We start from the raw sequence: 22,069 nt of genomic DNA, 5'->3' as shown, positions 1-22,069 counted from the left end.
CAAAACAATTTTAAAAATTGACCACCGTTTCATTACTCATAAAACAAAAGCTACACTTCTGTCAAGTCCTTATAAGATGAACCCGACAAAGGTGCAACTTATAACGATCATTGATATAACGAACGAAATGGTACTTCTTAAGTATATAGGCTTAAAAACAAAAAGTCAAATGTTTTTTTTTATTTTTCTTTCCATTTGATACTGCAACCGATGCTTGGCTTTTGTTCTTTCGGAACAGGTTTATCTAATAGCAATGCGTCTAAAGCTGATCGAATCGAAGAACCTGTAACCGGGATTCCGTTACTTGGTCGAGAATCATCGAGTTGACCACGGTAAACACATTGTAGTTCACCATTAAATATGTAGAAATCCGGTGTACATGCAGCTTGATATGCTTTCGCTACTTCTTGTGTCTCGTCAAATAAATACGGAAACGGGTATCCAAACTGTTCAGCTACCTCTTTCATTTTTTCAGGGGAATCATCTGGGTATTTTTCAATATCGTTCGAATTGATCGCAATAAACGAAACTCCTTTTGGTTGATAATCATTAGCTAAACGAACAAGTTCTTCTTGAACATGTTTTACAAATGGGCAATGGTTGCAAATAAACATAATTACCGTCGCAATATCCGATTTGACATCTTCCAGACGAACGGTTTGTCCGTTGATGACGTTAACAAGCTCAAACGATGGCGCTTTTTCCCCTAACGGAAACATATTTGATTCAACAGCTGGCATAGAAATCACCCTTTCTCTTTTCATTCATTTACTATTATAGCAAAATGTACACATATCAAAAAATAAGCGAGTCCTAAGCCCGCTTATTTTTTGATTAGCTGTCCCCGCGTGACGCCAAGTTGATTAATGGCTTTTAGTGTACGCCATACGCTTGTGCCGCTTCGTTTGCCCTCAAGTGCTTCACGATATAAACTGACGACTTCTCCTACTTTTTTCGGCGACTCTTCCAAAAACTCAATACGATATGAACGGACACCAAGCGATAAAAAGTTCGGAATGTATTCGGCACCAGATTGCTCGATCGCATTGTATACCGTATTGCGGCAGCCGATATCGACACGAACAGGATGAAGCATACCGATGCGATCGCGTAAGGATACCCGATGTTTTTCACACGGACGTCCACAGTTTGTGAAATCGGTTCCTTCACTTAAAAATGTACAATATACACAATGCTCAGTATGGAACATCGGCAAGTGTTGATGAATAACAATTTCAATATGTTCGGTTGGTGCCGCTTCAAGTAAATCCATCATTTGTTGGATGTTTAAATCGTATGAAGGGGTAATACGATCAAGCCCTCGCGATAAAAACAATTGCGTAGCCAGATGGTTTGAAACATTAAGTGAAAAATCACCAATTAACGTTTGCTCAACTAATTGACTCGTATAATATTGTACCGCTCCTAAACTACGCACTAAAATGGCATCTGGCTCGGCTTTTAAAATTCCTCTCAAAATTCCATTTTCTCCAGGCATATGAATGCGCGGAGTGGCTAAAGCAATTGGCTTATTTGCAGCTCGTGCCATCTGTACAGCTTTCGGATAATCGGTTGTAAATTCGAAATCCGCATACACCATTTCTACATCCGTATCACATGCCGCTTCGACTTGTTCAAGCGTACGGCAAAGCGCCATTAAAGAAGGATTCTCTGCTCGTTGTTTTTGTCGATAAGGAGATGCCAAATCAACTGCTCGTTTCATATATACCCGTGGACGTTGCCGTTGTTGAATGAGTTGTTCAACAGCTTGTCTTCTCATTCGGTTTAATTCTTTAACAGGAAGAATCACATTACCTGTAATATGCATGTGAACATCTTTTAGTTCAAAAATTGTTCCGCCTAATCTCCCAAATTGTTCTTTTATAAATTCTAGTGTTAACGGTCGTTTTTGAGCAACATCTAACAACTGCTCAGATTGAACAGTTACTTCATTTCCTGTCGTTTCATCGCGCCATGTTGAAATGAGCGGTTTTCCTGCTTCACCGTACACACGCACAGTTAGCGGAAACAACTGATATGGTCGCTCGGTTTCAAACGTTTTGCGCAAGCGACGTTCAAGTTCTTGATCGCTCGTTTTCCAAATGCGATCTCCGACATGTATACGTGTTAAATTGATGTCATGTCGGCCAGGGATAATTTCAACGACACCTTTTTCGACTTCACCCTCGACTTTTTTTCCGTGTTTTCGTAAGTCATACACGCGACCGCCTTCTTCTTTTTCTTCTGGGCGTCCTGCATCAAATACAATTCCGTCTCCACGTTTTAGCGGAGCTTGCAACTCACATAAAACACCATCTTTTAATACTTTTTTGACCGTTCCAAGAAATACGCCACGACTCTTTGGGAACGTTCCATCAACAAGCTGTTTATTGTTCGTTCCTTTTAAAAATCCATGTGTAAATCCACGACTAAAACTTTGCTGAAGTTCGCGTATCTCTTCTTTCGAAGGGGTATAATGCCGCCCCGCTAAATATTCATCAATAGCTTTTCGATATTTACTAACAACATTAGCTACATATTCTGGTGATTTTAATCGACCTTCAATTTTAAATGTGCTAACTCCCGCCTCAATAAGCTCTGGAACGAGATCAAGGGCTGCTAAATCTTTCGGTGAAAGTAAATAAGCAACGTTCCCCATTTCTTTTTGTTCGCCATCAACAATTAAATCGTATGGGAGACGACAGGCTTGAGCGCACTCGCCACGATTGGCGGAACGTCCTCCCCACATTTCTGATGTTAAACATTGTCCGGAATATGATACGCAAAGCGCTCCGTGAACGAACACTTCCAACGGTACGTTCGTTTTCTCGGCAATTTTTTGAATGTGTGTTAAATTATTTTCCCGACCGAGTACCATGACTTCTAAATGATACGGCTTTAAAAATTCAACCGCTTCTGGAGATGTGATGGTCATTTGCGTCGATCCATGAATCGGAAAATCAGGCGACATATCACGAATGAGTTGAACAAGTCCTAAATCTTGTACGATGAGCGCATCTACTCCTGCATCTATACATGCTTCAACTAACTGTTTTGCTTCTTCTAGTTCATTTTCAAAAACTAAAATATTAAAAGTGACATATCCGCGAACATTGTATTTATGCAAATAAGCCATGACATCCTTTAATTCTTCCATGCGAAAATTTTTTGCCCGTACACGCGCATTATATTTATCGACACCAAAATAAATGGCATCTGCACCGTTTGCAACAGCGGCACGAAGACAATCCCAATCTCCGGCTGGTGCTAATAATTCAATTCGTCTCACAACTAGTCAACCTCTCTATTTTTTATCATGAACAACAATATATTACCGAATATCCCCCCTATTTGCCAACAAAGAAAAAGACCTGAATACACAGGCCTTTTAATCAACAAATGGAGGGACGAGATGTTTGGAAAATGACTGTATGTCAATATGACCATTTTTATAGTAAATACCTACAATATAATCCCCTCCTCTTCCATCAGCCATTTGTAAACATTGTTCAATTTTCTTTTTATCATGAACGATTATTTTTTCTTTTTCACGCTCAATCATTTCTGGTGTCCAATCATATATCGGGACTTGTTTTATATTTCTTATAATTTTCACTTCCGCGATATCATTAGCTGTTACTCTCGCTTGTTGCAATAAACCGCGATTTTGTAGCCACTGTTCAATAAGATGGTACGATTTTTTCCATTCAACGCTATCCTCGCGGTATTTTTCATATACTATGCTAATCGTTCCCCAACTTCGATACCCTATTATTTCCCCATCAAACGTTTCATTTAAAAGTTGTTGCTGTAAGATCGTTAAAAACGATTCAATGTCTGCACGATCTTGTAACCGAACGAATTTATCTTCTGAACCAATTTTGATTTGTAAAACATTTTTAAAATGATTTGTGCGCAAAATTGGATAATGATTTTTTTTGAATTCAAGTGAATTAAAAATTGGCGCGTAAAATTGATTGTATATATTTAATGGAACGGTATATTGTCGAACGATTCGGTCTCCATTCTTTAAGTCGTAACCAATCACAACGTGACGTATATCGTTTTCTGTATCTGTATATGTTCGTTGCTCAATAAGTTGTTGATGAAATAAATAAATGTGTTCAATATTTTCTTTTTCGTAAAAAAATGCGTTTTCCTCACTTTCCGTATCATTTTCGAAATAGTATATATGGTCGCCAAAGTAGGCACGCTTCACTTCATCGAGTGAAGGTTGGCGTGACTCGTAACCAAATAGATCAGACGTAAACATCAAGCCGACAACAATGATAAAAATCGTATATCCAACATATTCTTTCCAACCTGTGAATACACGCCATGTTTTTTCTAAAATCATACGGGCAATAACATAACCTAACAATGAAGAAAATACGTAGCCAAAGATGATCCATCCCATCCGTTGTTGCATTTCACCAAAATAAGCTCCACCGACAAGCATGACACAAAATGTAAAACCGTATGTAAACACTGGGCGGAGCGGGCGAAAGGCAATTGCATCTGTCGCTGTTTCCACATGACGTTTTTTGTATAGCCACAAACTTAATACATAAAATATAAAAGTGAGAACAATATATATGAATATTTCAAGCGGTTGGATTCGTCTTGTTTCCCAGTTTAAAGATCGGATAAAAGGCACAATCTCGTTCATGCTATAGGATAAATAATATTCATATGCAAAACCGTATAAAAAATATTTCAAATTAAACATAAGTAAAATGAATATGCCTGCTGGGAAGAAAAAGAGAACGTAAGCAAACACACCTTGTAACACGGACATACCTGTAAGCATTCCAACAAATACAGCCCCAGAAAATAACAATATGTTCATTGCTACTGTACCCGCAAACCAAATAGCTACATGTTTAAATGAATACAACGAAATAGGAAGAAACGGCTTTATTAGTATTAAACATCCCGCTATTATTGCAATGGGTACGATAAGAACGACCATCCCAACAATGATATGCTGAAAAAAAAGCGCTTCTCGCTGGAGTGGCAGACTATGCATGTAATCCGCAGACAATTTCACTTGCATATAACGAAATAAAAAAATAGCGAGCAAAATTGGAAGTGTAAACATAAGAGGAAACTGAATTATGCTTCCAATATCAAATATGCGGCCAGTTTGATGATACATAAGCCAATTTTTATTTTCAGCCATCATAAAAATATGAATAGGCAATGCAAAAAGAAGGCCAACGAAATAAACAAGTGCCACCCATCCAACGTTACGAACAATTTGATTGAAGATCCCACGATTAAACAAGAATGTTTTCAATGTCATACCCCTTTTCCCCCATTTCATAAATAAAAATTTCTTCTAATGTTAGCGGCAATAGGTCAAATAAAATTGGCTCATGTTTTTGAATATGCGCAATGATTTGTTCCTCTTTTCCTCGGACGATACAAAGTAAGACGCTACCGCGATATTCTTGATAAACAACATCCATCTGTTTAAGGAAAGAAGAGGGAGTTTGTCCGTGAAACGCCACTTGTACTTTATGAATGTTTGTTTTCAAGTTATCTAGTTCTTTTTCAATAATGATTGAGCCATTATGCAAAATGCCAATACGGTCACATAAATCTTCTACTTCAAATAAGTTGTGTGAGGAAATAACAACGGTCATTTCTCGTTCTGCTACGTCTTGAAATAAAATGTTCTTCACTTTTTGCCTCATCACAGCATCTAGCCCGTCAAGAGGCTCATCTAAAATAAGCACATCAGGCATTGCTGAAAATGTTAACCAAAATGCGACTTGGCGTTGCATCCCTTTGGACATCCGATGTATTTTCTGATTCATGTTAATTGGAAATAGCTCTTGCATTTTGTAAAAACGTTCTTCGTTCCATTTCGGATATATATGACGATAAAAATCGGCCATTTGTCGGATAGTGGTGTGTGGAAAAAAATAAAGTGCGTCAGGTAAAAAAATCATTCGCTCTTTTTGTTTAATGTTTTCAAAAACCGGTTCACCATCAATAGTAATCGTTCCTTTGTTTTGTTTGTAAATCCCTGCCATCATCTTCATAAGTGTTGTTTTTCCGGCACCATTTGATCCAAGTAACCCATAAATTGATCCTTTTGGAACGAAAAATGTTACGTCTTTAATCGCCTCGAACTCTCCAAATCGTTTGCTTACATCATGAATTTGAATCATGTTCCTCTCCTCCTCGTATCGCACGTTCGGCGCGTTCAACAATCGAAAAGATTTGCTCCTTTTTTATCCCGATATAAAATGCTTCCTGACATAGTTTAAGTATATTTTCCTCTAGTTGTTTGACTTTTTCATCGTAAATAGCCTCTTTTTTGTTGGCGACGAAACTTCCTTTACCCGGAATAGAGTAAATATACCCTTCTCTTTCTAACTCTCGATATGCCTTTTGAATGGTATTTGGATTAATGGTTAACTGTTTAGCGAGCAAACGAACAGATGGCAGTTGCTCATTCGGTTTCAGCACATCGTGAATAATCATTTCCTTCATTTTTTCGATCAGTTGTTCATAAATCGGTTTTCGGCTCCGCAAATCAAGATCAAACACATCGCCCCCCCCTTTCTTTTCTGTACTAACTGTAATAACTGTATTATATTAAATAATACGGTTGTTGTAAATAGTCATAAATATTTTTTGAAATTGAATAAAGCACTCGGCTCAAAAGAACAGACCGAGTGCTTCTAACTAACCTGAGTGTTTATTCAGAATGACTTTAAATTAAATTTTTTCATTAATTCCTCTTTAAATTTATAATTCTTTGCTTCTTGAGGCACGCCAACTTTTTCGCCATCATTACCAGGAATATCAATGTTGTGTTTACCCTCATTGACACCAGAAATTACATACAGATCATCGTATTTCAAATCAGGCACAAGAAGCAGCATGTAGCTATGGTTTTTATCCATGTTTCGGTAGTTATTAATTGAAAATTTAGTCTTTCCAGGCATAATACCATTATCGTAAACGTAGCTTGGTTCAGCTACCTTGATAATATCCCCAGCTTTATAATCGTGAGTAGTTCTATTTTCAAGGACCTTATTTATTTTAAACTGAGTAATTGTATACGCATCTACTGTAAACCCTCTCTCATCGAATGTTACGAAGTTCTCACTTTCAATTGGTTTTCCAGTAACAACAAGTTGAGAAAAGGTAATCATTTCATCTACTGTGTTAAAGGATACTTGTTTAGCATCAATAGTTGATAAACTTACTTTTTTATCAGCCGACATATACCATAGACTTGAGCCGAGAGAAATAAAACCTAACAGTGCTATTGAAACAATGATAATCTTATTTTTTTTCATATTCGTAATATCTCCTTTCATCTATTAATTTCCCCATTTTTGTTTTAGATGGTCTTTATCCGTCTGTTGAGGGGATCCGTATGTTGTTAGTTCATACTCCTTCATTACAGAGGCACCTGAATTGTCATTATGTCTCAAGCTTAGTGCGTGTCCAAATTCGTGAATAATAACGTCAGTTGATTCAGCAGAAGTTAGTGTGTTCATTTGAGGTGTATTGAGTCGAATTCTTGAACGATCCCTTGCATCCTCCGGATTTACTTGGCGCCATCCGAAAAAGCCATACGTCCAATAATCTGCGGTAGCATAAACGGTTGAGCCTGAGATAGTTCCTGCATAAACAACAATGCTATAATATGTAGGCTCAGAAGTGACTTGTGAAATAGCAACCTTTGAAGAAATGTTATTCCAAGTTGCATATGCGGTGTCTGCACGATTATGGTAACCTGCACTGGAAACACTAGCATCACGCCAATACTTAAGGTTTTGTGCCCCAGTATATCCATTAGGATTATAATGATCTGAGTGGGCGTTAACTAAGATGGTTGGTAGTATAAAAGCTAGCGCGAGAATAAGTAATAAAATTCTTTTGACTTTCATAATTTCATTCCTTTCTATAAAATGTTAATTTCATGGATATCATTCTCCATCGATCCTCTTCATCCCCTTCTTTTTTACAAAAATATTTCGTCACAAGCGAAGAAGCATAGAATAATGGCGAAATGTTATTCTTGGGAATCCTATACTCATTAAGCACCATTTCATTTCAATGTATATATTTCTGATTTATATCTAACAATACGTTAATTGTAGTTTTCAAAAAATTAAAAAGCCGCCCAAAAGGCAGCTTTTAATTATGGCTATGTCCATCGTTGTTCATATTTCCATCTTGATGACCATCTTGTTGCATATTGTCGCCATGACCGTGACCTTGTCCATCGTTTTTATTTTGCATCATTTGTTTCTTTTTCATATAACGTTCGTGAGCGACTTTATCAACATCGTCCCATGATACAATCATTGCATTCGGTTGTTCACTTATAAATTTATCAGCATCTTCTTTCTTTGCAAAAAACGCATATCCGTAGTTCATCGGTGTTTTAATATCTGCTTTCACCACTGTCGCGTTTTGTAATTCAATCCATTCTAATGTATTGTAATCACGTACATATTTTTTTGTAGCTTCACTGTGATCTCGTTCATAGTTAAATAAACACCCGATGTCATCAAAAAACAATACGTCACCGTTTTCCGTCGCTGATTTCGCTGTAAATTTGCCGAGTTCATCCTCTTTTGGATATACTTTCATATTACAAAATGCGCACATGGTGTTTTCATCTGGCTCAGCCATCATTGCTTTCGCAAACGCATCTTCTTGTTTTGTTTGCTCTGTCTTCTTGTTTTGTTCAGTTTGTTTTGTCTCTTCTTGCTTATCCCCTGTTTCATTGTTGTTGCACCCTGCTAATGCAAAGATAAGTGCGCCAATCAATAGTATGATCCATTTTTTCATGACTAACGATCCCCCTCATTTTCATTCAATCCGTAAGCAAGTATAATACACATTTGTGAAATTTATTTGAAAAGGTTGTGTAAAAAATGAAAAAAGCGGCATTATACCGCTTTTTCTGTGAAATAATGCTTATAATATCCGCCAACTTTGCCACGGTTATCGATAATAAAATAAAAATCATCTGTTTCGTTTTTTACTTCATACTCTTTGCCTGGTGTTAATACGTTATGTACGATGTATTTTTCTGCATTCGTATGGTTGCATACAACTATTTTAATTGTTGGACGCTCATGCCAATTCAAATGAATCATCAGCGATTTCCTCCTTCAAGAACCTTTATATTTATTTAAAAATTTAGCGAGCTCATGTAGCGCTTGCAATACTGCTAAATGTTTATCGTTTCCGCTCGCTTGTGCTGTAGCCACATCTTTAAACTTTGCATGTGCTTCGTATGATCCATTTTTTTTGTATACGTCTACTCGCACGGTTCCTCTCGGATGCGGAACGATAAAAAATTCCATTCGTTTCATTTTGTTCTCCCCACCTTTAAATCAAGCGTTTATTTAATTTAATAATAGTAGAAAATATGTTAGTTTGAAAGCATTGTTTTACGTGGAGAGAAAAAAGATAGACGATTCACATTTTTAGTCAAGGCGGCGAATGGTGTAACCAGATTCGATTAACACATGTTGAATTTGATTAATATGCTCCCTATTTTTTGTTTCAAGAGAGAATCGAACTTCTGCTTGTCCTGGAAGAACGTTTGTGCCCATTCGTTGATGATCAATGGACATGACATTGGCTTCTAAATCGGCGATAATGCGCAACAACTTATTGAGTTGCCCTGGTTTATCGGAAATAATTGTCGCAAATGTAACAAAGCGTCCTGACTCAACAAGTCCTCGTTCAATGATACGTGAAATAAGTGTGACATCGACATTCCCACCGCTTAAAATTGCGACGATATTTTTTCCTTCAAGTGGAATTTTTTTATACAATAAAGCCGCTAGTGAGCAAGCCGCCGAACCTTCAACAAGTAATTTATTTCGTTCGAGTAAATATAACATCGTTCGTGAAATATCGGTTTCTTCAACACAAACAATATCGTCGACATATTTTTGTATGTATGAAAAAGTTAAATCCCCAATTCGCTTAACAGCGATGCCATCCGCGATTGTATTTAATGGATTAATCATAACTGGCTGATTATGTTGTTTCGCTGCTGTCGTGCTCGCGCAAGCAGTCGATTCAACGCCGTATACACGGACAGATGGTTTTTTCTGTTTCATCGCAATTGCTATACCAGCGAGCAAACCGCCTCCTCCAACTGGACAAATGACTGCATCAATATCATCTAGCTGTTCAAATAATTCTAGTCCAATTGTACCTTGCCCAGCGATAACAGCTGGATCGTCAAAGGGATGAACAAACGTTGCTCCTGTTTTTTGCTGCAACTTTCGAGCGTATTCCAACGATTCATCAAATACGTCTCCGTGTAAAATGACGTTTGCACCATAACTTTGTGTCGCCTGAATTTTACTTAATGGTGCTCCCTTAGGCATAACAATTGTGCATGGGATACCGATCATACTGCTTGAATAAGCGACTCCTTGAGCATGATTTCCTGCGGAAGCTGCAATGACTCCTCGGCTTTTTTCTTTATCACTTAATGACATAATTTTGTTATATGATCCCCGTACTTTGAATGAACCTGTTTTCTGTAAATTTTCTAATTTCATGTATACTCGATTATTCGATAAACGGCTAAATGTTTGAGAAAATTCAAGAGGAGTTTTATGAACAACGGTTTTCATTCGTTGATAAGCTTCTTCAATATGTTGTAGCGAGACCAATAGTTTTCATCCTCCTTTGTGTCTTCTTTATTATATGTTATTTTTAATTAAGCAATCAATTGTTGATTGTTTTTTTCTTTTTGTTTACATTGATTATTTAGAACATAGTTTAATTAATTAAAATGTGCAAAAGAAAAAGCTATGCCCTCGGCACAGCTTATTACAATTTATTACAATCCGGCAGATCGTTGCAGACGTTTCGCGATTTCAAGAAAATCTTCGTATGAAATACCTGGGGCAAAGGTTTCCTCAACAGCTTCTAAATCTGGAATTGGGCCACCTGCTGGCGTACCTTGAATAACTTCAAGCTGTCCTCCATCAAGCGGATGCGTACCTTTCCAAATTTGTTTGACATCTTCATAATCATGTTGGCTAAATGTATACAATCTTCGGTGCCATCCTTGCGCTTCATATTTTCTTGCTGCATCAAACTTATCGTTACTTAAATTAGGGATTGGTAACATTTTTGTCATATCAACCCCTGTAACAATTTGAAGAGCTTTGGCATATGCCATAATATGAACCCCTCCTCGTACGAGTAAATAACCAATCATTTCTCGCGCAACAGGATGATCCGTCATCTCATATACACGCATTTTATGTGTGCGTGCACCACACTCGAGGAAAAAATTGTGTAGCAAGTCTAACACTAAGTTTCCACTATTGAAAACGTAATCCCCTGACCATGATTTTCCCATTGAATCTCCAGGCAACGCTGTTTGCGCCGTAGCGATAAAATGATACGTATTTCGTTGATCTACCCCACTTTGCATTGGTGTAACGTCTGGTGCTCCTTCATATGTCGTGCCGGTTAGACATAAATTAATGGCCGCTGTTACAAGTTCTACATGACCTAATTCTTCTGCTGTAATACTCGCAACTAAGTCGTAAAAAGGCTTTAGTTTTTTCTTTTCACGAAAGTTAAATGACTGAAATAAATAATTGTTTAACGTTGACATTTCTCCGAATTTTCCACCGAGCAACTCTTGGACTGCTGCTGCTGCCTTTGCATCTGCGTATGTGGATTTCGGCAGCTCAATTTGTAGTTTATTTATTCTCGTAAACATCTAGTCTCCCCCTTTTATTTCGGCATAATCCAAACGATTTGTTGTATACGCACAAAAAAGAGGGTGTCGTTACTTTTTAACACAATATGATCAGGCTTCACGTCTTGGAGTGTACCTTGCACATTTCCGCGCACTGTTTCAATCACTATTTCTTTTCCCCTAATCGTTTGCAACGTCTGATAAACATAAGGGTCAATGAAAGCCATAAACTGAGGTGTCATTCTCTCTCCCCTTTCTTATTTTTCTTTCTCATCTTATTCATTTATATTTCGGTTTATCACATTTTTCATTTAGAACATAGTTTTATAAAAATTTTTTTTACATACTAGCCGACTTATTTATTTTGCGTTAAACTTCAACATAGGAATAGTGAAAATGAGGAGTTAAAAGTATGGAAAGTTATGAAAAACTAAAACAAAAAATAAATGAGCTTGAGGAAGAACTCACATTGTATAAACGTTTTGTTGAACACGTTAACTTTCCGTTTTCATACATCGATTATGCACTTGGAAAAGTAATGAAAAAGGAAAGAAATGTACTTTCTCCAACAATTGAAACAATAGAAAAGGATAACAATCAAACTCCGATTCTAAAATGGAATATTGATTTACAAAAAGATTATCCGTTTGAACAAGTGGAACAATTTTTAGCTCCTATTTTTGATCTTGTTTCTCACCATATCGTTTTTGTTGACGCTGAAGGGATCATTACGTTATGTAACTTGCAAGCCGCGAACGATGTTGGCGTCAATCGGGATAAGATCATAGGCAAACATATTCGGGAATTACTAAACATTCCAGACGAGCAAATTATGACGTTAAAAACGTTGCGGACAAAACAACCTCTTTACAATTGCGAAGTGCTTGATCGATATTACGGAATCATTAATACGCGCATTTTATATAACGAAGATGGATCGATTAAACGTGTCATTAGTATGTTTCAATCACTAAATCAAATGAAAGAAGCAGAGAAGCTGGCGATTGCTGGGCGAATTGCTGCAGGAATTGCTCACGAAATTCGAAATCCACTAACAACTGTGCGAGGATATTTGCAGTTTTTAAAAGAACAATTGCCTGAACATATTGTTAGTCTTATTGATCAACTTTTAATCCCTGAACTCGATCGGGCAAATGATATTATTACAGACTTTTTAAACATTGCAAAACCAAGTGAAGTGAAAGCAGAATGGATTGAAATCAATGAATTCATTCAACATGATTTAGATCTTTTACTTAGAAGTGAAGCGCTTCTCCATAATGTAGAGCTTTCCTATCATCTAGATGAAAAACTACAACATTACGTCGTTTACATTGATAAAAATCAGCTGTTGCAAGTGTTCATTAACTTAGTTCGCAATGCCATTGAAGCAAAAACAGAAAAATCATTACGCGTAAATATTGAAACGAAACTACACAATAACCTTGTTCAGATTTATGTGCGTGATAATGGACCCGGAATTCCTCCGACCATTATTCATCATGTTTTTGATCCGTTTTTTTCGACAAAGACTACCGGAACAGGTCTTGGTTTATCTTTGTCGCGAAAAATTGTTGAACTTCATAAAGGATCGATGCGTGTGCAAAGTGAACTTGGTCACGGCTCATGTTTTATTATTGAGCTACCAGCTTATTCAAAAAAATGAGGCTGCATGATTGCAGCCTCATTTTTACGCTTCTTTTTTCCAATTCATTTGTTCTTCTTTCCAACATTCTACTTCATGATCTACACCGATATTCCGCGCGTAAAATACAGGATTTTTTCCTTGTTTTCGTTGCAACATATAGTCTTGTAATGCAGCAAAGGCAACTCGGCCGAGCAAGAAAATCGAAATTAAGTTCACGATTACCATAAATGCCATGAATAAATCAGCTAAGTCCCATACGATTTGAATGCTTGACACAGAGCCCCAAATAACCATTCCTAATACAGCGAGACGATACATAAGCAACGATGTTTTACTTGAACGAATAAATTCAATATTTGTTTCACCATAATAGTAGTTTCCGATAATTGAGCTGTATGCGAATAAAAATACACTTACTGCAACAAATCCTTTTGCCCACTCACCAATATGTGTGCTTAACGCTGTTTGCGTTAAAGTAATTCCATCGAGCCCTTCTTTCATGTAATCGCCTGATAATAAAATCATAAACGCCGTGGCACTACACACAACTAATGTATCAACAAATACACCTAACGTTTGAATTAACCCTTGTTTTACAGGATGAGAAACTTCTGCTGTCGCTGCAGCGTTTGGCGCACTACCCATTCCTGCCTCATTCGAGAATAATCCACGTTTAATTCCCATCATGATTGCTGCACCGAATCCGCCACCAACTGCCTGTTCGATACCAAATGCGTTTTTAAAAATTAAAGCAAAGACCGCTGGTAATTCGGTGATATTTGTAAGTACAACATAAAACGCAATTAATAAGTATAAACCAGCCATCACTGGTACAATAATCGATGATGCTTTCGCCACGCGATGCACACCACCAAAAATAATAAATGCGGTCAAAATTGTAAGTACAACACCAATCACTGTCCGGTCCATTTGAAAAGCATGTTCAAATGCGAATGTAATTGTATTTGCTTGGACAGAGTTAAATACAAGACCAAATGAAAACGTAATTAAGATAGCAAATAATACACCTAACCAACGTTTTTTCAACCCTTGCTCAATGTAATATGCCGGACCACCGCGATAACTTTTTCCATCTTTAACCTTATAAATTTGGGCAAGCGTGCTCTCTACAAAACTTGATGCACCGCCAATTAAAGCGATTAACCACATCCAAAATACCGCACCAGGTCCGCCCACAGAAATGGCTAACGCTACACCGGCTAAGTTACCTGTTCCAACGCGAGACGCTGTACTCATAAAAAACGCTTGTAACGAAGAAATCCCACCTGTTTTCTCCGGTCCTTCTGTAATGACACGGAACATTTCTCCGAAATAACGAAATTGAACAAATTTTGTACGGAATGTAAAGTACAAACCGAAGATAATTAAAAGAGCGATAAGAACGTACGACCATAATATGTTGTTTAAAAATGATACAGCCGTTTGTAATAATTCCATATTCGTCACCTCACCTGATGTTCTAATAAATAAAAAAACGACTTTTTTAATGTAACAAAACTTAACATGAAAAGCAAGAGGGTTATCTATGAATATATAAAAATGGTGTGTTATAATATCGTTTGTCCACATTTTTTGCATGCATTTGGAGGAACCCATGAAAGAAACATATACGTTAAAAGAGAAAATAAAACAATTTTTACATATACTATTTCCGATTTTTCTCACACAAATAAGCTTATATATGATGAACTTTTTTGATGTGACGATGACTGGGAAATATAGTGCTGTTGATTTAGCAGGTGTAGCCATTGGCTCAAACATTTGGGTTGCTATATTTACGGGAATTGGGGGGATCTTAACGGGTCTAACCCCAATCGTTTCTCAATCGTTTGGTGCGAAAGAACACAAACATATTTCTAAAGTAGTTGAGCAGGCAGTATACGTAGCGATCGTCTTTGCCTGCTTTGTGTTGACAATTATTTATTTTCTTGTTCCTGTTTTATTGGAAAACATGTATATTGAGAGCAGTGTGCAAACCGTTGCCTATCAATATTTACAAGCACTATGTATTGGCATTGTTCCAATTTTTATTTATTACGTTCTCCGATCCTTTATGGATGCTCTCGGTCAAACAAAAGTTACAATGACGTTAACGCTATGCTCGTTGCCATTAAACATTTTATTGAATAATATATTTATTTTCGGACGATGGGGTGTACCTGCATTCGGTGGAGTAGGAGCAGGATACGCTACAAGCATAACGTATTGGTGCTTATTGTTATGTGCATTTTTGCTCATTCGCTTTCGTAAACCTTTTTCCACATACAATATACTAAAAAAACTCAGTCCCATTTCGTTTTCTACTTGGAAACAATTAGTGTCGATCGGCACACCCATTGGACTGTCAATTTTTTTTGAGACAAGCATTTTTTCAGCTGTCACCTTGTTAATGAGTGAATTCGGAACAACGGCAATCGCTGCCCATCAAGCAGCGATGAATTTTGCTTCACTTTTATACATGATTCCATTGAGCATTTCTCTCACTTTAACGATTATTGTCGGCTTTGAAGTGGGAGCCAATCGCTTGGGGCATGCAAAACGTTATTGCATGATTGGCATTGCTTTCGCCGTTACGATGGCTATTGTTGCCTCTATCGCTCTATTGTTATTTCGTGAAACGATCGCTTCCCTATATACGAATGATAAACATGTGTTGCAATGGACGAAGCAATTTTTGTTATATGTTTTATTTTTCCAATTTTCTGATGCCGTTGCCGCTCCTATTCAGGGAGCACTACGCGGATATAAAGACGTTCGCTTTCCATTTTTTATCGCACTCATATCGTATTGGTTAGTCGGTTTGCCTGTTGGATATAAACTAGCACGTTATACAACCGCTGGACCGTTCGGATATTGGCTAGGTTTGATTGTAGGTCTAGCTTCTGGTGCCATTTTGTTATTTATACGTTTGCGACAAAAATGGAAACATGTATAAAAGCAAGAGGGAAACCCCTCTTGCTTTTAGCACCAAGCTGCACCAACGATAATAAGCAAGATAAAGAGCACGACGATGAGCACGAATGTTTTTCCGTATACTGGATAACCGTAACCATATCCATAGCCATATCCGTACATAACGTATTTCCCCCTTTGTTGATTGTTTGATTAATATCCCCAGCCACCAATATAAGCACTACCAACAATGATTAACAAAATAAACAATACAACAATTAACGCAAAGCCACCGCCATGATGATGTCCTCCACTCATCTTTTGACACCTCCTTCTTGTACTAACAACCTATTCAATCGCTGAGTAAAACGTTATAGTTTTTAAAAAAATGGGTGAAAAAAAACGCCTGTTCACAAGACAGGCGCTACATGTTTAATGACTTTTCTCTTCGTTTTTCCCACGTACTAGAAATTGAAAATAAAATCAACGCAGTCCAAATGCAGCTAAATGCATATATATGAGCATTTGTAAACGGCTCATGAAATAAAAACACTCCAAGCAGTAAACTTAATGTTGGCGAGATATATTGTAAAAATCCTAAAAGAGTCAGTGAAATATGTTGCGCTCCTTTAGCAAAATATAGAAGAGGTAATGCGGTGGCTGGTCCAGCTCCCATAAGTAATAGCATCGTTGCAAATGAAAAAGATACATCGTGCGACTGCCCAAACGAATGAATAATAAACATGAACGCCAAAGGGGTGGCAAGCATCGTCTCAACAGTTAAGCCAATAGTTGCATGAACAGAAATAATCTTTTTCACAAGACTATACAACGAAAAGCTACATGCAAGTGAAAGTGCAACCCATGGAATTTTCCCATATTCAATCGTCATAACCACAACCCCAAGAGCTGCTAAAATAAACGATACGACTTGCCATTTATAGAGACGTTCTTTTAATACAACGACACCTAATAATACGTTTAACAATGGATTCATATAATATCCTAAACTCGCTTCAACCATATGATCATGATTGACAGCCCATATGTAAATAAACCAATTCGTACTAATGAGAAATGATGCAATAATTAAAGCCAATGCCTGTTTTTTTTCTTGCCATAACAATCGACATGTATGCAAAAATGTAGGCCAGCTTTTTTGAATAAGTAACAACGCAATCATAAACAAAAAGGAAGCAATAATGCGATAAGATAAAATCTCCTCTGCCCCGATCTGTTGCAGTAATTTCCAATATAAAGGCAATATCCCCCACAACACATAAGCAAGCAACGCATAAATCATGCCAAGTTTTTTATTTTCCATTTTGCAACTCCCTTCTTCATCTCACTCCCCGCGAAAAACATGGTCTTGTTCATATGGCTCGATATGCACATGGGCATAAACAACACCATATTTTTGTTCAAGCAAACGCTCCACTTGATCGGAAATGTCATGACTTGTTACAACACTTAAATACGGGGCAACACAAATAGTAACATCTATGACTACTTCATTGCCATACATTCTTCCCTTAATATCAACCACTTTTTTCACACCGTCAATACGCTCAATTTCCTGTTTATATCGCCTTAACATTTCATCATCAAAACCGTCCGTCAACGTATGGGAGGCTTCTCTAAAAATATCCCATGCTGTCTTGCAAATCATAAATCCAATAACAAAAGCAGTAACAGGGTCAAGCCAACGCATATGTAACTGAGCGCCAACCACACCGACGACGGTTCCTACACTAACAAGCACGTCAGATAAATGATCTTTAGCTGCAGCAGCAAGTGCCTGACTATTTGTCACCATTGCTAAACGTTTATTAAACATATATACGAAAAACATAAATATAGCGGAAGCACCTGCTGTCCATACTGCTGTCCAATCTGGTTGAACATACTCTCTATCTTTCAATGTTTGCGCTGCATTTATTAACACATCAACACCGATAGACATCATAATAAATGCTGCAATTAAAGACGAAATATGTTCTGCGCGTGAATGACCGTACGGATGGTTGTCATCGCGCGGTTTTTTCGCAATGAGCAACCCAATTAAAATAGCAATCGAACCAAGAATATCAGTAAAGTTATTCCATCCATCTGCTTTTAATGCTTCAGAGTTTGACACATATCCGACGTACAACTTCGCTAAAGATAAAACAATGTAAGAGCCAATACTTACCCATGCCCCTAATTCTGGTTTCATTTGCATCATATATTCACCAACTTCTTGAACATTTTTGCTTTAACATTGTATCAGGCGTATGTTGTGTGGGTCTATAGCAACAAAATTGGTTCATTGAAGAACATTAGGGAACATGCAATAACATTGCGTTTAACCAAATTTATTGTTGACGGCTGATTGGTAAATGTGATAGATTGTTTAGTGTTTCATCACTCTACCAATTTATCAAACTAAAGTATTTTGTGGAGGTCACATCATGAATGCTGTTGTCGTCTCAGTACTCGTCATGCTCATTCTTAGTTTAATACGAATGAACGTTGTATTTTCATTACTAATCGCATCATTAGTAGGAGGATGGATCGGAAATCTTAGCCTTTCTAAAACAGTTGAAGTGTTTTCAGAAGGATTGGGGAATAGCGCAGAAGTCGCTTTAAGTTATGCTTTGTTAGGTGGGTTTGCTATTGCTATTTCGAAAACAGGATTACCGAACGCCATTGTTCATATCATTATAAAAATCGTTGGAAAACAAGGGGAAGAAAAAAGGACACAATATTCCAAAACACTTGTTCTTCTTGTCATTTTATTAATGTCTTGTTTTTCACAAAACTTAATCCCAATCCATATTGCATTTATTCCCATTTTGATTCCACCACTTTTGCACGTCTTAAATGAATTGCAAGTGGATCGTCGGTTAGTAGCATCAATCATTACATTCGGCTTAATTACGCCTTATATGTGGCTACCTACCGGATTTGGAGCCATTTTTCATGACATTGTACAATCAAATATGGCTCAAGGTGGATTAGCCGTTGCAAAATCAGATATTCCAAAAGCGATGTTTTTACCTTCACTTGGAATGATCGTTGGTTTACTCCTTGCTTTTTTCACATATCGAAAACCGCGCACATATAAACAAGTAAAATTAGAAAGTGAAGGTACTCAATCGTTCCAACAACGCGGAGTGTGGTTTGCGATTATTGCTGTCATCATCGCTTTAACCGTACAACTTGCTCTCGATTCCATGATTTTTGGAGCATTTGCAGGAATCGTCGTCATTTATTTAAGCGGATGCATTCGTTTAGCAGAGAGCGATCGTCTATTAACAGAAGGTATGCGCATGATGGCGTTCATTGGGTTTGTGATGTTAAGCGCCTCAGGCTTCGCCAATGTATTAAAACAAACTGGCCACATTGAGAAACTCGTTGAACAAGCCGCTTCACTTATTGGCCATAACGCAACGCTTGGCGCATTGCTTATGTTAATTGTCGGACTACTGATCACAATGGGAATTGGGTCTTCTTTTTCTACTGTTCCGATTATCGCAACAATTTTCGTTCCACTCTGTATGAAGCTTGGACTTAGCCCAATGGCAACAATTGCAATTATTGGTGCGGCTGGTGCACTTGGTGATGCTGGATCACCTGCCTCCGATAGCACGCTTGGTCCAACATCAGGCTTGAACGTTGACGGTCAACATCATCACATTTGGGATACATGTGTCCCAACATTTATTCATTACAACATTCCTGTCATTATTTTCGCATGGATTGCAGCGATTGTGTTATAAAAAGGGAGCCACTTTCACACAGTGGCTCCCTTTTTTGTCGAAAATTCACCGCACATTCCGACATTTTTTTTAAATAAAATATGTTAATGTATTGTAAAGTATATTTCAAAATTGTAAATATGCACGAAGGGGGAATGAGAACGATGATTTCGCAATTTATCGATCAAACAGAGGCAACGATCCTTCGCTTTTCATTGTCATTATTGAAAGAAATCGAATTAAAAATTATAAAAAAACAAATGATTTCACAACATCAAGCGATAAAATACGCCAAACAACAAATTGATTTATTTGTTAAACAAATGCATTTCCGTCAAGCACTAATCGCCGTGTATCGATCGGAATTATATATATACATCTCTAGAAAACTGGCCCTTGTATTCGAAAAATATCGCGTATTTAAATGTGTGTAAACTTATATTTTCTTTACGATTTGAAAATATTCTTCCAACGTAATTTGTTTCTCATAAATGACTTTGGCCACTTTTTTACCAACATAACGCAAATGCCAAGGTTCGTATTGATATTTCGTAATATGCTCCTTTCCTTTCGGATAGCGAATAATAAAACCAAACTCATGTGCATGTTGAGCTACCCACTGTCCCTCCGGTGTGTCACCAAATGCGGGTGTAATGGCATATTGAACATTTGGACTTGTAATATCGATCGCTAGTCCTGTTTGATGTTCACTTTTTCCGGGCATCGCGACGGCAACAACTGCTTTCTCTTCCCCTAATCGTTGAACTTCGGATGCGAATAGTTGTTGTTGCCGCTCATATGAACGATATCCTGATACAGCATACAGCTCAATTTGTTGTTGTTTCGCTGCTGTAAATAGCTCTTCTAATGCCTTGGCAGCTTCCGAACGCATGTGGCGTTTTTCGATATTCGTTTCTTTAAACGTAAACGGAACGTTTGGAATGACTAAATCAGCTGGTTTGTAGTCAGCTGGTAATTGCTGTTCTTTATTTACTAAAGCTAGCACATTATCTGGATTCATGATGACTTTTACCCCATTTTGTACTTCGATTTGATTCCAAAATCGTTCTTCAAGTACAAGCTCTTCTTGTTCCTTCGTTTCAGAAGATGGTATCGGTGTTTTAGAAGATGGCTCTTCAACTTGTACGGGGGGCTTAGACGGTTGTTGTTCTTGCTCAAGTGATCCAAATGGTTGACATCCACTAACTATAATTAAACAGCAACATATCCATTTTTTCATTTTTCTCCCTCACGAATAGAAGAAAGCTCCGCGGAGTGCCTTCCGCAAGAGCTTTCATTTTTTATTGACGAATCTTATTGACGAATCGCTGTTTCAAGTGCGACTTCGATCATTTCATTAAATGTCGTTTGACGCTCTTCAGCCGTTGTTTCTTCCCCTGTTAAAATGTGATCGCTCACCGTTAGGACAGATAACGCTTTTCTACCAAACTTGGCAGCTAACGTGTAAAGAGCTGTCGTTTCCATTTCTACAGCGAGTACACCGTAACGTGCCAGTTTTTCAAATTGTGCATTTTCATTATAAAACATGTCAGCTGTAAATACACTTCCAATTTTTAGTTGCAACCCTTTTTCTTTTCCAATTTCATATGCTGTTTTCAACAAGTCGAAGTTAGCCGTTGGAGCGTAATCAATTCCCCCGAACGTCATACGATTTATTTGTGAGTCGGTTGAAGATGCCATTGCTAAAATGACGTCTCGGACTTTTACATCTTTTTGAATCGCACCGCACGTTCCAACGCGAATTAATGTTTGAACGTTATAACTTTGCATCAATTCTGTAACATAGATAGAGATAGACGGAACTCCCATACCTGTCCCTTGAACAGAAATTCGATGTCCTTTATATGTACCTGTAAATCCTAACATACCACGAACTTGATTATAGCAAGTAGCTCCTTCTAAAAACGTCTCGGCAATATACTTTGCGCGAAGTGGATCTCCTGGAAGTAAAATTTTATCCGCAATTTCATGTTCTTTTGCACCAATATGAACGCTCATATACATCCTCCTTTAACCTTTACC

Annotated in this window: 24 protein-coding genes; 4 read left to right on the top strand and 20 right to left on the bottom strand. The window is 37.6% G+C overall.

Features of this window, described 5'->3' with window-relative positions:
• Positions 1-179 precede the first annotated feature (179 nt).
• From HNQ84_RS06580 to HNQ84_RS06520, 13 genes are all read right to left on the bottom strand, one after another.
• Positions 180-740, bottom strand: coding sequence for a thioredoxin family protein (locus HNQ84_RS06580; RefSeq protein ID WP_435621572.1), 561 nt, complete (start codon positions 738-740; stop codon positions 180-182).
• 83 nt (positions 741-823) lie between these two features.
• A complete protein-coding gene (locus HNQ84_RS06575) occupies positions 824-3,289 on the bottom strand; it encodes a U32 family peptidase (RefSeq protein ID WP_435621571.1) in 2,466 nt (821 codons plus the stop codon).
• A gap of 99 nt (positions 3,290-3,388) precedes the next feature.
• On the bottom strand, positions 3,389-5,305 hold the full coding sequence (locus HNQ84_RS06570; RefSeq protein WP_435621570.1) for a DUF6449 domain-containing protein: 1,917 nt from the start codon (positions 5,303-5,305) through the stop codon (positions 3,389-3,391).
• Positions 5,280-6,179, bottom strand: a complete 900-nt coding sequence (locus HNQ84_RS06565; protein WP_435621569.1) for an ABC transporter ATP-binding protein — start codon at positions 6,177-6,179, stop codon at positions 5,280-5,282. The genes HNQ84_RS06570 and HNQ84_RS06565 overlap by 26 nt, the downstream gene beginning before the upstream one ends.
• Positions 6,163-6,561: a GntR family transcriptional regulator gene (locus tag HNQ84_RS06560; RefSeq protein WP_435621568.1), complete on the bottom strand. Its 399-nt coding sequence runs from the start codon at positions 6,559-6,561 to the stop codon at positions 6,163-6,165. Before HNQ84_RS06560 ends, HNQ84_RS06565 begins: the two co-directional genes overlap by 17 nt.
• A 155-nt stretch (positions 6,562-6,716) precedes the next feature.
• The gene (locus HNQ84_RS06555; RefSeq protein WP_183247841.1) at positions 6,717-7,340 is read right to left on the bottom strand and encodes a hypothetical protein; all 624 of its coding nucleotides are present in this window, start codon (positions 7,338-7,340) and stop codon (positions 6,717-6,719) included.
• Positions 7,341-7,343: 3 nt separating this feature from the next.
• On the bottom strand, positions 7,344-7,916 hold the full coding sequence (locus HNQ84_RS06550) for a zinc metalloprotease (RefSeq protein WP_435621567.1): 573 nt from the start codon (positions 7,914-7,916) through the stop codon (positions 7,344-7,346).
• A gap of 250 nt (positions 7,917-8,166) precedes the next feature.
• Positions 8,167-8,826, bottom strand: a complete 660-nt coding sequence (locus HNQ84_RS06545) for a nitrous oxide reductase accessory protein NosL (RefSeq protein ID WP_435621566.1) — start codon at positions 8,824-8,826, stop codon at positions 8,167-8,169.
• Positions 8,827-8,927: 101 nt separating this feature from the next.
• Complete coding sequence (locus HNQ84_RS06540) at positions 8,928-9,137, bottom strand: DUF6501 family protein (RefSeq protein ID WP_032101776.1); 210 nt, start codon at positions 9,135-9,137, stop codon at positions 8,928-8,930.
• Between the two features lie 15 nt (positions 9,138-9,152).
• Complete coding sequence (locus HNQ84_RS06535) at positions 9,153-9,356, bottom strand: hypothetical protein (protein WP_032101777.1); 204 nt, start codon at positions 9,354-9,356, stop codon at positions 9,153-9,155.
• A 114-nt stretch (positions 9,357-9,470) separates the two neighbouring features.
• Positions 9,471-10,679 carry a threonine ammonia-lyase gene (gene ilvA / locus HNQ84_RS06530; RefSeq protein WP_435621565.1) on the bottom strand — a complete coding sequence of 403 codons (1,209 nt, stop codon included), beginning with the start codon at positions 10,677-10,679 and terminating at the stop codon, positions 9,471-9,473.
• Between the two features lie 170 nt (positions 10,680-10,849).
• A complete protein-coding gene (locus HNQ84_RS06525) occupies positions 10,850-11,746 on the bottom strand; it encodes a manganese catalase family protein (RefSeq protein ID WP_435621564.1) in 897 nt (298 codons plus the stop codon).
• A 14-nt stretch (positions 11,747-11,760) separates the two neighbouring features.
• A complete protein-coding gene (locus HNQ84_RS06520) occupies positions 11,761-11,967 on the bottom strand; it encodes a YuzF family protein (RefSeq protein ID WP_435621563.1) in 207 nt (68 codons plus the stop codon).
• A 170-nt stretch (positions 11,968-12,137) separates the two neighbouring features.
• Here HNQ84_RS06520 and HNQ84_RS06515 point away from each other — a divergent pair, with 170 nt between their 5' ends.
• Positions 12,138-13,391, top strand: coding sequence for a two-component system sensor histidine kinase NtrB (locus HNQ84_RS06515; protein ID WP_435621562.1), 1,254 nt, complete (start codon positions 12,138-12,140; stop codon positions 13,389-13,391).
• A gap of 24 nt (positions 13,392-13,415) precedes the next feature.
• Here the strand turns inward: HNQ84_RS06515 and HNQ84_RS06510 are convergent, their stop codons facing one another.
• The gene (locus HNQ84_RS06510) at positions 13,416-14,831 is read right to left on the bottom strand and encodes an alanine/glycine:cation symporter family protein (RefSeq protein ID WP_435621561.1); all 1,416 of its coding nucleotides are present in this window, start codon (positions 14,829-14,831) and stop codon (positions 13,416-13,418) included.
• Between the two features lie 157 nt (positions 14,832-14,988).
• Between HNQ84_RS06510 and HNQ84_RS06505 the strand changes: the two genes are divergently transcribed.
• Entirely contained in the window at positions 14,989-16,329 is a 1,341-nt protein-coding gene (locus HNQ84_RS06505; protein ID WP_435621560.1) for an MATE family efflux transporter, read from the top strand.
• Between the two features lie 26 nt (positions 16,330-16,355).
• Here the strand turns inward: HNQ84_RS06505 and HNQ84_RS06500 are convergent, their stop codons facing one another.
• From HNQ84_RS06500 to HNQ84_RS06485, 4 genes are all read right to left on the bottom strand, one after another.
• Positions 16,356-16,469, bottom strand: coding sequence for a YjcZ family sporulation protein (locus HNQ84_RS06500; protein ID WP_435621559.1), 114 nt, complete (start codon positions 16,467-16,469; stop codon positions 16,356-16,358).
• Positions 16,470-16,499: 30 nt separating this feature from the next.
• Positions 16,500-16,604 carry a YjcZ family sporulation protein gene (locus HNQ84_RS06495; RefSeq protein WP_021094060.1) on the bottom strand — a complete coding sequence of 35 codons (105 nt, stop codon included), beginning with the start codon at positions 16,602-16,604 and terminating at the stop codon, positions 16,500-16,502.
• Between the two features lie 106 nt (positions 16,605-16,710).
• Entirely contained in the window at positions 16,711-17,610 is a 900-nt protein-coding gene (gene rarD / locus HNQ84_RS06490; RefSeq protein ID WP_183243354.1) for an EamA family transporter RarD, read from the bottom strand.
• 21 nt (positions 17,611-17,631) lie between these two features.
• The gene (locus HNQ84_RS06485) at positions 17,632-18,510 is read right to left on the bottom strand and encodes a cation diffusion facilitator family transporter (RefSeq protein WP_435621558.1); all 879 of its coding nucleotides are present in this window, start codon (positions 18,508-18,510) and stop codon (positions 17,632-17,634) included.
• 226 nt (positions 18,511-18,736) lie between these two features.
• Here HNQ84_RS06485 and HNQ84_RS06480 point away from each other — a divergent pair, with 226 nt between their 5' ends.
• Positions 18,737-20,047: a Na+/H+ antiporter family protein gene (locus HNQ84_RS06480; RefSeq protein WP_435621557.1), complete on the top strand. Its 1,311-nt coding sequence runs from the start codon at positions 18,737-18,739 to the stop codon at positions 20,045-20,047.
• 80 nt (positions 20,048-20,127) lie between these two features.
• A complete protein-coding gene (locus tag HNQ84_RS06475; RefSeq protein ID WP_055441299.1) occupies positions 20,128-20,460 on the top strand; it encodes a hypothetical protein in 333 nt (110 codons plus the stop codon).
• Positions 20,461-20,462: 2 nt separating this feature from the next.
• On the opposite strand, the gene HNQ84_RS06470 is transcribed toward HNQ84_RS06475, so the two are convergent.
• Both HNQ84_RS06470 and deoD read right to left on the bottom strand, forming a co-directional pair.
• Positions 20,463-21,266, bottom strand: coding sequence for a M15 family metallopeptidase (locus HNQ84_RS06470; RefSeq protein ID WP_183247864.1), 804 nt, complete (start codon positions 21,264-21,266; stop codon positions 20,463-20,465).
• A 74-nt stretch (positions 21,267-21,340) separates the two neighbouring features.
• Positions 21,341-22,045, bottom strand: coding sequence for a purine-nucleoside phosphorylase (gene deoD, locus HNQ84_RS06465; protein ID WP_435621556.1), 705 nt, complete (start codon positions 22,043-22,045; stop codon positions 21,341-21,343).
• Positions 22,046-22,069: the final 24 nt, after the last annotated feature.

The sequence above is a fragment of the Anoxybacillus eryuanensis genome (assembly GCF_051200995.1).
Lineage (GTDB): Bacteria > Bacillota > Bacilli > Bacillales > Anoxybacillaceae > Anoxybacillus > Anoxybacillus tengchongensis.
This window is presented reverse-complemented; position numbering and strand designations above follow the sequence as displayed.